Source organism: Fibrobacterota bacterium, assembly GCA_019509785.1.
Taxonomy (GTDB): Bacteria; Fibrobacterota; Fibrobacteria; order UBA11236; family UBA11236; genus Chersky-265.
Window position 1 is genome coordinate 14850 of the sequence record JAEKLQ010000071.1, and the last position, 14562, is coordinate 29411.

The following is a 14562-nucleotide window of genomic DNA, read 5'->3' on the forward strand; positions in this document are numbered from 1 at the left end:
GAACCCATCGGGAGCGGAGGCCTGGAATGCGCATCCCGCCAAGGTCCAAACCGCGGCCAACGCCGCGAGGAGGACCGCGCCTACCTTAAGCCGCGCGGGAGAAGGTGCGCTCGCGGCTGGGCGCGCGCCGGCCCGCGAGCTTGGCCGCATCGGGCAGGGCCGATCAGAAGCTATTGGGATTCGCATAGGGGAAGCGTTCCATGAGGGAAGGAAGATCCAAACGGTTGAGCCAGCCGAAACGGGATTCCGCGGTCGTGAGAGGGGCGGCCCGCTCGAAGAACCGGAACGCGACCGTCACCCGCGCATAGGCCATGCGATCTTCGAGCTTTTGGATCTGACCGGCGGATTGTTCGATCTCCGTTTGCAGATTGACGATCTCGTTCTGGATGGTGAACAAGGTGGAGTCGCTGCTTTCCTTCAAGACCGCGTAATAATCCTCGAGCATACCGCGCCGGGCCCTGAGCCGCGATGTCAACTCGCCCCGCTCCGCCTCCAGGCTTTCCGTGGTCAGGTTGCGATCCATCAGCACGCCCATGCCGGCAAGGCCCGCGATGAAGGAATCGGCCCGGGCCGAAGGCACCCGGAACTCCAGATCGGATTTGGAACGGCGCATGAACCATCCACCCAATGAATCCGCCTTGGCGATGAGGATGCGCGCCGCCTGCTCGCTTTCTTCGACTTGAAGGACGCAAGAGAACGTGATGGCGATGCCCGGAGGCCGGCCGGCCGAGTCCGGCGGGGAGAGAGGCGCCGTCGGGTTCGGCTGCGCCTGCGGCAGGCCGATGGGCGTATCGGAGTATCCGCCTTTCGCGGGCAACTGCGGAACGCCCTGCGCCGCTACCGGCGCGGACGGCGGCAAGGCGGCGCAGAGGAAGAACAGGATCGCTTTCACCGGGGCTTCCTTTCCACGGCCGCCAGCATCCCCGGAAGGAGCTTGCCTTGTAGATCATCGTTCGGGAAATAGAACTCGGCGATATCCACTTCGCCGCCGCGGCTCCGCACGCCTATCCAATAGTAATAGGCAGTCGGGCCGAAGGACTGGAAGCGGCAGAAGAGGAAATCCCCGGCGCTGGCGGTATCCGAAACCTTGAATCCGGATTCGAGCCGGTTGCGGACGGCCTCGCGCCAGAAGCGGGTATCGCCCCGTAGATCGACGTCGATCCGCGAGCCCCAGAATTCCGCCCCTTGCGAACTGGTGGCGCGCCAGTCGGACGAGAAAAACCCGTCCTCGGTGACCACCATCCCCTCGGGCGCCGGGAAGACCAGGCGCGAGCGGCCGCTAAAGCGATCATCCTTGAAGGGATTGAGCCGATGGATCCACGCGAAATCGTAGAGGTCGCGGCTGAAGAGGCCGGCGGAGGCCGTGGGCGCGTGCGTCCGCACCCAGAGTTGGATGGAGGCGAAGCGGGACCGCTGGACCAGGTCGCGCTTCTTCGCTTCTAGGACTTCCCTTTCCTCGCGGAAGCGCTTCAACTCGCCCAAGAGCCGGAGCTTCTGCGATTCGGTACGCGCCTTCCTGATCAGATCCTCCAAACGTTCCAAGGTGGCCACGACGACCTTGAGGCGCAGATCGGCGTCTTGGAGCGCCTCGGTGATGTCCTCGGCTTGCTGTTTGTAATCGACCACTTCCGATAGCCGGAGCATGCGGGCGAAAAGGGAGTCGAAATCGCGCGAGGGCACGCGCAAGGACGCGTATCCGGGCGAACGTTGTTCCACGTACCCGCCGGCTGCCTTGGCCAAGGAGATGGCGGAATCGAGGATGCGCTCGGGTTCGGTGGAACGCAAGGTAGCCGTTCCAGAGTATTCCACGAGGCGTTTGGGCGCCATGCCGGGCTTGGCCGCTTGCTGCGGGGGCGGCGAATAGTAGGAGGCTTTGCCCGCTCCGCTCATCGAATTCCCGAGCATCTTTTTCATGGCGAAGCCCGCGGGGGCCGCATTCGTCGAGCGGGAGGACTGATATGCTTCCGGCGACTCCTGATCAGCCGCTAGCGAAGCGTTGGCGGGAGCGGCACCTTCGAGGCCGGCTTGCAGATCCTCGGTTTCCTCATACCCCTGCCCTTCGTGAGGCGCGCGTCCGCGCATCGGCGAGGTGCATCCCGCCAATAGCATGAGGAAAATGAGAACGGCCGGGAACATTTCCGAAAAGGTAACAACCCGCGCTTTCCGCGCGGGAGACTCTAAACTTTGGTTTTGCGGGGAAGGGAGATCCGCAGCTTGCGGTCCTCCGCGGCTCGGGCGCGCGCTTCCAGGTACCCGATGATGGCGGGCATTACCAATAGGGGCGCCAGTAGGCTCATGCTCAGGCCCAATAAGGCGGTGATGCCGAGCGTCGCGAGGCCGCGGTGATCGGAAAAGGCGAGCCCGGCGAACCCCGCCATGCCCACCACCGTGGCCACGGCCGTGGTCTCGCCAGTCCTTCGTAACACGAAACGAAGCGATCCCCGTCCTTCTTCGATATAACGATGGTAGAGATGCACGGCATTGTTGATGCCATAGGCGACCAGGGCCGGGAAGGCGATCAGGTTGAACCAATTGAGCTTGATCCCGAAGAGCTTCATGAAGCCCAGGGTCCAGACCAGGCTGAAGAGGAGCGGAAGCACCAGCACCAAGGTGCCGCGCGCGGAGCGGACGTCCAAAAGGACCAGCAGCGCGATGACGCCGAAAGCCAGGAGGAAGGCACGCCGGGAATCGGGGATCATCATGGACAACAGATCGGCTTGCACCACCGGGAGTCCGGAAGCGTGGTACTCGCGCCCGTTGGCGGTGTGGATAGCGCGCACGTCGTCGGCGAAGGCGATGACGTTCCAGCCCTCCCGTAGGTTTACGGAAGGGAAGATGAAGGTGAATTGGCCGGATGCGGTGTCATGCCCCAGGAATTTCCTCCGATAGCTGGGGGGCAGATCCGCCGGAGTCAAAGGGACCGTGTCCCAAGCGCCCGCGAGTTTCTCCAGATTGCCCCGCAGGGGTTCGGGAGCGTTCGCGATGAGGCCGGGCGTCACCGACTTGCGGATCTTGGCGATGAGGGCCAGCTTTTCTTCCTGGTTGGCGGGAAGCAAATCGGTCATGGTGGTGACGGATTGGATGGTCGGCGTCAGGGTATCGGCGCGCATGTAGTCGCGCACGGCATCGGCCACTTGTTGGGCTTCGTCGAAATCCTTGGTGATGACCACGGCGGGGGGGACCAGCGCCTCGCCGGCGGCTTGCACCAGGCTATCGGCTTGCATGTTGCGGTCGTGGAAGGCGAGCTTGTCGAAGTCGAATTGGAAGCGGAGCTGGATGCCGCGGCAGGCGGCGACCGCGGTGAGCAGGGCCAGGGCAGCCAAATGCCAGCGCCATTTGCGGTAAGGCCTGGCGGTGAACAGGTTGAAGTTGTAGATGCGCCCGCCCCAGGCCTTGAGGATCCCGTAGGGCTCGGCCACGATCAGAAGGCAGGGGAAAACGATAAGCACCGCCGCTAAGGTGCACAGCATACCGATGCCCGCCGTGATCCCGAACTCCGCGAATCCCTTGAAATGGGTCACGGTCAAGGTGAAGAACGCGGCCGCGGTCACCAGCACGGCGGTGGTGATGGCGGGTCCCGTCTCCAGGATGATGGTCTCGAAGGCGACGGCCGCGCTGAAGGATTTGCGCCGCTCTTCGCGGTAGCGCGCGAGCAATTGGATGGCCGATTCCATCCCCAGACCGGCCAGGAGCAGGCTCAAGGGAGCACTGACCAAGCTGAGGTATCCGATGGCCTTGGCGGTGAGCGCCAAGGTCCATACCGTCGCCATCGCGAGGGGGATGAGGGCCAGCAAGGCCCCGAAGGGGAGCCGGAAAAAATACAGCAGCAAAAGGAGGGCGGCCAAGGCCAGCGAGGCCTTGGCGGAATCGATGATGCCGGAATAGATGCGGCCTTCGTTACGGATGTTACGCATCATATCGCCCGTGAAAAGCATTTCCGGGCCGGCGGGATTCTCTTCCTTGAACTGACCCGTCACCGTGCGCACGTCCTTGAAGAAGGCGCGGCAACGCGCGATGTCGGAAACGTCGAAGCCGGGATAGATGCGCAGCACGCGGGTCTTGCCGTCCGGCGTGCCGAGGAAATCCTGCAAGCGCACGAAATACTTCTTTTCCAGATCTTCCAAGCTGGTCGCTTCCAGGCTTTTCACCTTCTCGTCCTCATCGAGCAGATCGAGGATGAGCGGATTGCGCTTCTTCCGGCTCAGGTAGAAACCCGTCTCCAGGCGCTTGTCTACCTCGCGCAGATCGCTCAGGGTGATGTAAAGGAGCTTATGGGCCTTGTAGAAGTCGGCTTCCGTCTTGTATTCCAGGATGTTTACATCAGGGTGGTTCCGCAACCGCTCGGCGAGGAATTCCACCGCCTGGCGATTGGCGGAGGAATCCTCCGAATGCACCACGATGGCCAAATGGCCCAGGCCCCCGAATTTCTCCCCGATCTGTTTCCAGGTCCGCACGCTCTCGAATTCCTGCGGAAGCAAGTCCGCGAAGGACATCCGCGTTTCCAGGCGCTTAAGCGGTATTAAAGCGGCGAGGGTCAGGAGAAAAGCGAGGGCGAGGACCGTGCGCGGCCTGGAGTGGAGATGCTGGAAGATTTTGCAGAGGTAGGTGAACATCGCCTGGTGGGTGTTCTTTCGATTCCTGCGTGGGCAATCGCAAATCTAACATTATTCGCCTGACCTAGGCCATTTTAATAGCTTAGCGGCATGGACGAGGATCAATCGGCATCCGTCCCGCCGCTTCCCCGCAAAAGCATCCATCTATTCGATCTGGATGATACCTTGATCCGGACCTCCGCGCGCGTACTCGTCCGCGACGGGGATGGCAAACTGCTGCGCGCCCTATCCACTGGCGAATTCACGACCTATCAGGCTTCCCCGGGGGAAGTCCTCGACTTCGGCGAATTCTCGGATTTGGGGATCCTCTCGCGGGGGATCGTGGTGCGTTACACGCGTACCATCATCGATACCATCCTCGCCCACGGCACGCGCAGCGAGTTCGGCATCCTCACCGCGCGCGCGGACAAGAAGATGCACGCGCCTTTCCTCATCCGCCTTTTCCGATCCCTGTTCGGCGTGCGCCTCGCCAACGAACTCATCTTCGCCGTTTCCGACCAACGCTTCTCGGGCTACAAGGATCGGCGCCCGGGGCCCGAAGGTATTCCTTTCTCGCGCCTATCGGTCTCGCAACGCAAGGCCCTGGTCATCGCCGAAGATCTGGTGGGCCGGGGTTTCAACGACATATCCTTCTATGACGATAGCCGGGCCAACCTGGAGAGTTTCAAGGTCATGCGCCAGGCTTATCCCCACGTGACCTATCGTCCCCATTTCATCGATCCCACCTGGGCCGGCCGCTTGGAGGAGTTCCTGGCTTCTTCCGCGGAGAGGAAAACCCTCATCAAAGGGGCCGGGTCGGTGAGGATCCTGCTAGAACATCATGCGCGGGGTACCATCGGGCCGGAAACGGCCTTGCGTGACCTGATGGATGGGCGGCCGATCCGCCTGGATACGGGGCCGGTATGGATCTGCTTCGAGGACGGGAAATTCTGCCTGCGTAAATCGCTACCGGATCCAATCCCGTAAGCGATAGCGCAAGCCCGTCGCGAATCCCGCTTTCAAACTCCACACCGTCCTGGCCACCACCGAGAAGGAATGCCCCTGAGCGCCCGCTTTGCGGCTATGGAATTCCACCCAGCCTCGCATGCGCCGCAGGAAGCGAGGCATGCCGGCGAAGCGGCCATGGCGGCCGTAGAAGAGCGCTTGGTTGAAGACTTGATCGAGGAAGAAAGCGCGCCGGAAATCCGGGGCGCGGCAGCCTCCTTCCACGGCCTTGAGATGGTAGATGCGGATGGCGGGATCGGAGAAGATGCGGATCCCGCGCTTCCGGATGCGCAGGGAAAAGTCGATTTCCTCTCCCTGCGAGGCTCCCCGGAAGGCGGGGCAGAACCAGGGTCGGTCCGGCAGGCAGGCCTTCGGGATGAGGAACAGGCCGCCGGGGAAGAAGGGTATCTCGCCGGTTACGGGGCGGGAGAAATTGGTGCGGATTTCCCCCGAAGCCAAATCCACCCAGCCTGGCGTGGGCACGTCCCCGGGCTTGTCTTCCTGATCGATCAGCCCCGTCAGGATGCATCCAGGATGGGTTTCCGCGGCCTGGCGGAACCGATCCAGCAAGGAGGGATCGGGTAGGATATCGTCATCGAGGAAAACCGCCAGGGGGGAGGCCGCGCGCTCCAGCCCCAGGTTACGGGCCCGGGTCAGGGAAGGGCGGTCCAGGCGGAGGAGCTTAAGCCAGGGCCCGGCCAGGCCGTCCGGCGCGCGCAAAGGCGGAACGTTCTGATCGATTACCAATACCTCGTCGCCATCCCGTATCTGGGGTCGTAAGGCCAAAAGGGTGTCCCACAAGACCTTTTCCCGCATGAAACTGGGAATGATGACGGATAACGCGACAGACGTCACGGAAGGTTCCAGCCCTTGTTCTGGAAGCCGCCGCGATCGATGCGCAGCATCTTGAAGGAACCTTCGATGGAGAGGCTGGAATCCGAAAAAGCCGAATCGGCTTTCTGGATCGCGCAGTCCCCTTGGATGAAGCCTTCCGCGAAGAGCGGATCGGCCGCGGTTTGCCGGATGGCCAGGTTCTGATCCGGCCGCGAGCGGCAGGTGAACCGCCCCAGCGAGCGCGTGCTATCGTTCAAGGCGAGATAGAAGCCGGCCTGGCCGCTTTGGAACGTCTCTTGGGCCTTAGGGAGCGCGAATCCCATCCAGGGGGATGTTTCGGAAGGGCCGGCGTAGATCTCGAACCGATCCCTTTGGTTGCTCTCGGAAAAGAAATAGAAAAGGCTATCCCCGCCGATCTTCAGTTCGAAATAGCTGGCCTTGTCGAAACGGGCCAGGGGATTGGCGGTGAAATCGCCTTGGACCAAGGTGGCCGCATAGACCGATGGCGCGGGAAAGTACGCGCCGGTGTCCATCAGGAGATGCACCCGCCCGCCCGCGGTATCGACGCGCATCCTTTGCGCAGGATGTCCGGCCTCGGCGAGGGCAAGGAAACCCGAATCCAGGGTCCAGCTAGACCAATGGGGAACGCCATCGATATTGGTCTCCACCTTGGCGGAATGATCCACGCCTAGGATCCAGTCGTAATAACGGCCGTAATGGTATTCGAGGGAACCGGCCCCGGCCTTCAGGGTGTCTCCCCGCAGATGCCCTAGCAACCGCCGCATATCGATGTCGCGGGCATCGTGGCGGCTCGCGCGCACGTAATCATAGAAGCCGGAGTCGGGAATGGAATCGTCGAAGGGCCAAAGCCGCAGGGAATCCGGGGAGGGGAAGTCGGCCAGGAACTCCCGGCTGCCGCCGCCCGCTTTCCAGGTCCAATGCCTCCCGTCGCGGGCCAGCGGGCCGGAGTCGGTCCGTACCACGCCATTGTTCCGTTGATCGGAGAACATAGAATCACTACGGAAACTCAGGTAGGCGAAGTCCCGCACCAGGGCCTCTTTCTGGTAGATGCCGGGAGCGGCGCGATGCCCGCGCAAGGCCCACAGGCTATCGGCGAGCAGCGAGTCCTGGTCTTGCGGCCCCGGGGGTTTAACCTTGTGGAAGAAGGTATAGCGCTGCTCCGAGACGCGGAAGATCTCCAGGTAGTTTCCCAGGAAGCGTAAGTGCACGACGAAGGTATCCGGAGGGGCGGACATGGGGAAGAGGATCAAGGTATCGATGTGCAGGTAGAAGACGCCTTCGGATCCCGGCTCGGGAAAGGCGGATTTGCCCGTATCCGATTGGGTGAATGAGGTATCCGAAAGGATCTCGAGCCGCACTTGGCCCTTACCCAACCGGGTGGCGCGGGTATCGTCCGCGGTATAGGTGGAGTCCCCGATCCAGCGGCCGATCATGAGGTCCATGCTCGTCGGGATGACCTTTGCTAGCTTGTCCTTGGCTTCCTGGGCGGGATCCTCCAGGCTTAAGGAGCATTGGCATAAGGACCACACCCCGAAGAGCCGGATCAGGATCCGGAGCGCGCCGGAAACGGCGGCCAACGGCCCGCGGGGAAGGGACTTGGGACGAAAGCGCATGCCTTCCGATTTTACCATAGCCGGGACCTGTTTTCCGATGCAAGAACGGGCCATGCTGCTGTCGGGAACCCGCGTTCGCTACGCTACCGTGCCCTACACGCCCGGGATCCTGGACCAGGTAACGGTACTGTTGGGGCTGCGGGAACGGACTTGGCCGTATTGGCTGGAGGATTGGCCGGCCACCTGGGCTTTGGCGTCCCTCCTGGCGGGGGAAAATCCGGACGCATGGCCCGGGCCGGTATTGGACCTGGGATGCGGAAGCGGAATCATGGGGGCCTGGTTGCGGGCGCGCTTCGGCATCGAAGCTTTCAGCTGCGATTTCAATTCGGATGCCTGCCGCCTGGCCGCCCGTAACGTGGCCGCCAATGCCCCCGCGATCGGGGACGAGATCCGGGCCGCGGACCGCGAAGTCCCCGCGCGCGGACGCGTCTTCTGCGCAGATATGCGGGCCTTTCCCATGCGCACGCGATTCGGCTTGGTGCTGGCCGGCGAAATGCTGTATGCCAAGGAAAACCAAGCTCCCATCCTGGCCTTCCTTTCGGAGCATCTCGAGGAGGGCGGACGTTGCCTGTTGGCCGATAAGGGCCGATCCGCCGCGGAAGGCTTCGATGCCGCCGCCCGCGCGGCCGGATTCACCGTGGCCCTGCGGGAAGCGGAGGCCGAAGGCAGAAGCGCGCGGGTCTTCGAGTTGCGCCTTGGCTCCGCTTAAGATTCCTAACCGCATTAGGGGCGCTAAGCTAATTTCTACTATTGGGATCCCCGATGAATCTGCGCGCCGCTTCCGGCATTCTCATCCCGGCTTACGATGCGGCCGCCTCCTTAAGCGCCACTCTCGTTTCCGTGCTGGGCAAAACCGATCCGGGACGCATCGCAGTGATCGACGATGGCTCCAAGGACGGGACCGCGGAAGTCGCGGAAAAGTCCGGAGTCGTTTGCCTGCGGCATGCGGCCAATCGAGGCAAGGGTTCGGCGCTCATGACCGGATTATCCTGGGCGCGGGAACGCGGTTGGGAATGGGCCGTGACCCTGGATGCCGACGGGCAGCATGCGGCCTCGGATCTGGATGCCTTCTGGAACGCTCCCGTCGCGCCGGACACCGGCATCGTGGTGGGCCGCCGCGGCATCCGCGGCACGCGCATGCCCTGGCACCGGCGTTTCAGCAATACCGTCACCACGCGCATGATCTCGCGCTTGGCCCGCCGCCCCGTCTACGATGCCCAATGCGGGTTCCGCATGTATCGCCTGGCGGCCGTGGAGGCCATGGGCCTGCCGCGGGAAGGACGTTTCGAATGGGAGTCGCAGGCCTTGGTCCTGTGCGGCCGGCGGGGATTCTCCATCATGCCGGTGGATATCGCGACCGTATACACGGATAATGGTTCGCATATGCGATTGTTCCGCGATACCCTTCGCTTCCTGAAGATGTATTTCCGCCTGGCCGCCCTTCCGGAAGCCGCATGGACGCGGTAACCACCGCCCGCCGCCTGCTGATCGAATCGGTATGGCAGAAGCAGGGCATCCACAACGACGAACTCAAGGCCATCATGATGTCGGTGCCCCGGCATCTCTTCGTGGACTCGGCCCTGGCGGCCAAGGCCTACCAGGATATTTCCCTTCCCATCGCCGCAGAACAAACCATCTCGCAGCCTTCCATGGTCGCCATCATGACCAACGCCTTGGCCCCGCGCAAGGGAGAGAAAATACTCGAGATCGGGACCGGCTCGGGCTACCAAACCGCCATCCTCGCCCACTATACGCCGCGCCTATACACGGTGGAACGCCATGCGGTCCTGTCCAAGCGGGCCCAGGCCCTCTTGGAGCAGCTAGGCTTCCGCAACGTCATCTATAAGACCGGCGACGGGAGCCTGGGCTGGGAAAGCTGGGCGCCGTTCGACCGCATCATCGTGACCGCCGGGGCCCCCGTGGTTCCGGGAAAGCTCAGGCAGCAATTGGCGAAAGGCGGCCGGCTCATCATCCCTACGGGCGGGCGCGAAGCGCAAAGCCTGCTTTGCGTGGATCGCATCGGCGACGATTTCCGCGAGACGGACTTGGGCGACTGCCGCTTCGTGCCTTTGCTCGGCAAAGAGGGCTGGGACAAGTAGGGGCTATCCCGAATCCGGCGCCGGCAGCGCGGAAGCACGACCGGCGGCTTTCCGGTTCATCGAAACATCTCTCCGACGCCTTTGCCCAACAACTTGTTGGCCGCCACCACGGCCGCCGCCAGAATCAACATCCCCACCACCGCCAGCGCGGCCGCCAGGTTCAAGCCATCCCCTGCCCGCGTAGCCAGGAAATACATGGCCTTGGTTATCGGGTAATAGAACTCCTTCATCGCCAGCACCAGGGAATCGCTTACTTCCAGCATGGAAAAGGCGAATACCAGCATCCCCGCGCCCAATAGATGCGGAGTCAGCAGGGGCAGATGGATATCGCGGACCCGGCCCCAGAAGCCCTGGCCCAGGCTCTGCGCGGCCTCATCGATGCGATCGGGAAGGCTCCGGTAGCCCGTCAGGGCGCTGCGGAAAGCGAAGGGCAGTCGTCGCATGGCGTAGGCCATGACCAATAAAAATAGCGGATTGCCGGCCGGATCCAAGCGCGTGCCCGCGAACAGGGAAACGTAACCGAACGCGAGGATGATGCCCGGCAAGGCCAAGGGGGCCATGGCGACGGTTTCCCACGCGCGGGCCCAGGCGCGCCGCTCCGTAAGGACCATGCGGGCCAGCCACCAGCCTAAGACCAGATCCGCCAGCACCGCCAGGCTGGAAAGGAAAAGGCTGGTTTGGATGCTGCCGCGGGTGATGCGATGATTGAACAGGCTCCCGAAGTATTCCAGGGTATAGCCTTTGGGCGCGATGGAGAGGAACCAATCGCGAGCGAAGGCTTGCAGGACCACGGCGATGGAAGGGATGGCGGACAAGAGCAAGACCATGCCGAGGGCCAGCGAGGTCGCCCAAGCGATCGCTTTCGGCGGGGTCCTATCGGGAGCGGGCCGGAAACCCTTTCCGCCACGGGCTTGTCCCCGCGAGAGCATCTGGCTGATCCAATATCCGGCCAGTCCCACCGCCCCCATCAGGGTGGCCAAAGCGAAGCCCATGGGATTGCGATCCAGATCGGTGACCAGGGAAAAAGCCTGGTAGGGGATGACCTGGCGGTATTCCATCAGCAAGGGCGTGCCGAGATCGGTGAAGGCCCAAACGAAAACCAGAGCCATGCCTCCTAACAGACCAGGCCGGATCTCGGGGAAAAGCACCTTGCGGTAGTAGCGCCAGCCCTTGCCGCCGAAGCAAAGCGCAGCCTCCTCGCTGTCGCCGTTCAAGGCCGCGAAGTGGGGAGACAAGGAGAAATAAAGGACGGGGAAGAGGTGCAACCCTTCCAATAGGATGACTCCCAAAAGGCCGCCGCCTAGCCAATCGACGGGCCCGTCCAGCCAGCCGGCCCTTTGCAAGATCAGGTTCAGCGATCCATACCGGCCCAGCACTTGCCGGATGGCGATGGCCCCCGCGAAAGGCGGCAAGAGCAACGGGATCATCACCCCGGCCTTGAGCCAGGACCGCGCCGGGATGCGCCACCGGCCCAATATGGCCGCGAAGGGCAGGGCCAAGGCGGTGGACAGGGCGGTCGCGCCCCAAGCGATCATCAAGCTGTTCCACAGGCAACCCCGCAGGACCGGATTGCGGAACAGCGCCGCGAACAAGGCGAACCCGAATCGCCCCGAGGGGAAGAAGGATTCGGCAAGGATATGGGCCGAGGGGATGATCAGGAATACGCCCAATAGGGCGCCTAAGGCGAGTCGCTGGATCCAGCGGTTCAGTACCATAGCCGGTGCTCGGTGGGGAACTCCAGGTTCAGTTCCGTTCCCGGCGGCCAAGCGGCGGCATCCGCCAGGGGGGCGCGCGCCAGCACCCGGCCCGAAGCGGTGGCGATCCCAAGCAAGGCATGGGTCCCGAGGAACTCGGAGAAGGCCAGGGTTCCTTCCAGATGAGTAACATGTCCGTTACCCTCCCGCGCGCTGCCCATACCCCGCGCGCCCCCGCTCTGGACGCCATCCTTCCCCAAGGTCCTTACGTTCTCCGGCCGCACGCAGAGGGTCCGTCCGGCCCCTTCGTTTCTGAGGGGAGCCGGCACCGAATCCGCCGCGAACACGTTCATGTCCCCCAGGAACAGGGCGGCTTGCAGGCTGCCGGGCTTGGCGTAGACCTCCCGGGGCGCGCCTAATTCGATGATGCGGCCTTCCATCATCACCGCCAGGCGGTCGGAGAGGGCCAAGGCTTCTTCCTGATCATGGGTCACGTACAGCACGGTCGAGCCTTCGCGCCGATGGAAGTCGAGCAGTTCCCGGCGCAAGGTCTTGCGCAAGGCCGCGTCCAGATTCGATAACGGCTCGTCCATCAACAAGGCCTTGGGCCGCACCGCCATGGCACGGGCCAGGGCCACCCTTTGCTGTTGCCCTCCGGAAAGCTGATGCGGATACCGTTCTCCCATCCCTTCCAATTGGTACGCGGCGAGCAAGCCGGAAAGCGCCGAAGCGATTTCCGGTCGGGGACGCTTTTGCACTTCCAGGCCGTAAACGATATTCTCCGCCACGGTGAGGTGCGGCCAAAGCGCGTAGTTCTGGAACACCAGGGCGCAACCCCGCAGATGCGGTGGCGCCTCGGTCACGTCCCGCCCGCCGATGGCCACCTTGCCCGCATCCGGTTTTTCCAAACCGGCGATTACCCGCAACAGCGTGGATTTGCCGCAGCCCGAGGGGCCCAGCAGGCAGAAGAATTCGCCCTCGGAGATGGAGAGATCGGTTCCTTGCAAGGCGGCCACTGCGCCCTTTCCGTTACGGGGATCGCGCCCGGAATCCGGGTGGGCAACGCTCCCGCGGGCCCCGGGGAAGGTCTTGCGGATGCCTTTGGCTTCGATCATGGCCTTTCCTTTCGGCTCACGCCGGGGGTCCTCGCCAGGCGGGTCGCCCAATCCGCCAGGGTGGCGTTACGGAAGGCATCATCCTTCCAACGGGCGGCTGTGGCAGCCAGCTTTTCCCAGGGCCCGGGCGGCGTGAATAGGGGATGGCTGGCCACGGCGGCTTCCCAGGCCGCGCGATCGACGGCCGAGGGATGCGCCCGCGCCAAGCCGGCGTAGGCTTCCCGGGCGGCGGCATGGTTGTCGACCATCCACAATCCCACGGCATCGTTGACCAAGGCCCAACGCGATTCGGTAAGCGAATCGGAGTAGGCCCAATCGCGGGCCGCGGCCTCGGCAAAGGGGTTCCCGCGCACGAAGGTGAGAGAGGTATCCAGCCCGGCGGCCACCTCCGGGCGCACGCTCATGCGGTTCAGGGATTGCGCGCGCGGCCCGCCGGGCGCTCCCGCCTTCAAGATCCACAGACGTTGGCAAGGAACGGACAGGACGAAGGCGGCGAAGCGCCGGGCCAGCTCGGGATGAGGCGCCCCCTTGAAAATGGCGATGGGATCCGGCGTGGTTACCGTCCCTCCCGCGGGCAGGGTGAAGTCCACCCGCTCCCGGCCCAACTTCTCGATCAAGGACCAGGCATATTGGTCGATGGCGATCGTGTAAGCGGCTTCGCCGGCGGAGATGAGGGGCAGGACCGCCGAAGCGCCCTTGGTGAAATGCGAGGCGTTGGCGCAGATTCCCGCCAGGATGCGCCAACCCTTTTCCCACCCGTAACGCTGGAGGATGATCTCGTAAATGACATGCGCCGAACCGCTGCCGCGGGGATCGACCATGGCCACCCAGCCATCGGCCTTCGGTTCCGCCAAATCCTCCCACGAGGTAGGCCGGGGCAATCCCTTTTCCTGCAGTAAAGCCTGGTTGAAAAGGATCCCGAAACCGGAAAGCGCGGCTCCGTACCAACCTTCCGCCGCGGAGTAGATGCGCGCTCCCCCGAGGAATTCGGGGATACCCGCCAAGGCTTCCGGGCCGATGGAATTGGGCTCCAGCAGACCGGCCTTGGCCAAGGTCCGGAAAGGGGGCGTCCCGCCGCCGAAGAACAAATCGATCCCGATGCCTTCGGGAGTCTTCGCATAGCGGGCCTGCACGTAACGCAAGTCCTCGGAGGTGCCGCCTTGATCGACCCAGGACAATTCCGGGGTTTCGCCGTAGCGCGCCTGATGCCATGCCTGGAAAGCCGCGCCGATCTCCTGGCGGATATTGTCCCCATGCGGGGTTAGCAGGGTAAGGGCGGGAGCTCTGCCGCGGGCATCGGCCAGGAAGTGCGTCCCCCCTAGGGCGGCCAGGATGGCTAGGCAGGCCGCGAAGACGAGGAGGGGGGCGTTCCGTTTCAGTTGCTGCCTCGCGTCTCGGCAAATTAATTGATATATAGGGCCATTCGGGGCCGAATTAATATCTTTTCGCGGTGTCGATTGACATGGGCCGGTTTTGGCGTATCTTGGGATTGGGGTTTCCCCAGGAAAGGTCGATAGTGCGTTTTAGGCTTCCCGTTCTCCTGGCTTTGGCGATTTCCGGTACCGTTCCCATTCTCGCCCAATACGAGG

Annotated in this window: 12 protein-coding genes; 4 read left to right on the plus strand and 8 right to left on the minus strand. The window is 63.4% G+C overall.

From position 1 onward, the window contains the following. Nucleotides 1–163: 163 nt before the first annotated feature. From JF616_20190 to JF616_20200, 3 genes are read right to left on the minus strand one after another with little or no spacing between them, the layout of a single operon-like run. Nucleotides 164–892, minus strand: coding sequence for a DUF4349 domain-containing protein (locus tag JF616_20190; protein MBW8890081.1), 729 nt, complete (start codon nt 890–892; stop codon nt 164–166). Next, nucleotides 889–2136 carry a DUF4349 domain-containing protein gene (locus JF616_20195; GenBank protein ID MBW8890082.1) on the minus strand — a complete coding sequence of 416 codons (1248 nt, stop codon included), beginning with the start codon at nt 2134–2136 and terminating at the stop codon, nt 889–891. Before JF616_20195 ends, JF616_20190 begins: the two co-directional genes overlap by 4 nt. A gap of 41 nt (nt 2137–2177) precedes the next feature. Continuing rightward, nucleotides 2178–4613, minus strand: a complete 2436-nt coding sequence (locus JF616_20200) for an MMPL family transporter (GenBank protein MBW8890083.1) — start codon at nt 4611–4613, stop codon at nt 2178–2180. Between the two features lie 90 nt (nt 4614–4703). Between JF616_20200 and JF616_20205 the strand changes: the two genes are divergently transcribed. Further along, a complete protein-coding gene (locus tag JF616_20205) occupies nt 4704–5579 on the plus strand; it encodes a hypothetical protein (GenBank protein ID MBW8890084.1) in 876 nt (291 codons plus the stop codon). Here the strand turns inward: JF616_20205 and JF616_20210 are convergent. Next, on the minus strand, nt 5559–6452 hold the full coding sequence (locus JF616_20210; protein MBW8890085.1) for a glycosyltransferase family 2 protein: 894 nt from the start codon (nt 6450–6452) through the stop codon (nt 5559–5561). The genes JF616_20205 and JF616_20210 overlap by 21 nt on opposite strands. Beyond that, the gene (locus JF616_20215; GenBank protein MBW8890086.1) at nt 6449–8065 is read right to left on the minus strand and encodes a hypothetical protein; all 1617 of its coding nucleotides are present in this window, start codon (nt 8063–8065) and stop codon (nt 6449–6451) included. The genes JF616_20210 and JF616_20215 overlap by 4 nt, the downstream gene beginning before the upstream one ends. On the opposite strand from JF616_20215, the gene JF616_20220 reads away from it, so the two are divergent. From JF616_20220 to JF616_20230, 3 genes are read left to right on the plus strand one after another with little or no spacing between them, the layout of a single operon-like run. After that, nucleotides 8064–8774, plus strand: coding sequence for a class I SAM-dependent methyltransferase (locus tag JF616_20220; protein ID MBW8890087.1), 711 nt, complete (start codon nt 8064–8066; stop codon nt 8772–8774). The two genes, JF616_20215 and JF616_20220, sit on opposite strands and share 2 nt — an antisense overlap. 53 nt (nt 8775–8827) lie before the next feature. Next, on the plus strand, nt 8828–9532 hold the full coding sequence (locus JF616_20225) for a glycosyltransferase family 2 protein (GenBank protein ID MBW8890088.1): 705 nt from the start codon (nt 8828–8830) through the stop codon (nt 9530–9532). Beyond that, complete coding sequence (locus JF616_20230; protein ID MBW8890089.1) at nt 9520–10164, plus strand: protein-L-isoaspartate(D-aspartate) O-methyltransferase; 645 nt, start codon at nt 9520–9522, stop codon at nt 10162–10164. The genes JF616_20225 and JF616_20230 overlap by 13 nt, the downstream gene beginning before the upstream one ends. A gap of 56 nt (nt 10165–10220) precedes the next feature. On the opposite strand, the gene JF616_20235 is transcribed toward JF616_20230, so the two are convergent. From JF616_20235 to JF616_20245, 3 genes are read right to left on the minus strand one after another with little or no spacing between them, the layout of a single operon-like run. Continuing rightward, on the minus strand, nt 10221–11879 hold the full coding sequence (locus tag JF616_20235) for an iron ABC transporter permease (GenBank protein ID MBW8890090.1): 1659 nt from the start codon (nt 11877–11879) through the stop codon (nt 10221–10223). Next, nucleotides 11870–12973: an ABC transporter ATP-binding protein gene (locus tag JF616_20240; protein MBW8890091.1), complete on the minus strand. Its 1104-nt coding sequence runs from the start codon at nt 12971–12973 to the stop codon at nt 11870–11872. Before JF616_20240 ends, JF616_20235 begins: the two co-directional genes overlap by 10 nt. Then, nucleotides 12970–14151 (minus strand): extracellular solute-binding protein, encoded by a 1182-nt coding sequence (locus JF616_20245; protein ID MBW8890092.1) that lies wholly within the window; start codon nt 14149–14151, stop codon nt 12970–12972. The genes JF616_20240 and JF616_20245 overlap by 4 nt, the downstream gene beginning before the upstream one ends. Nucleotides 14152–14562 lie beyond the last annotated feature (411 nt).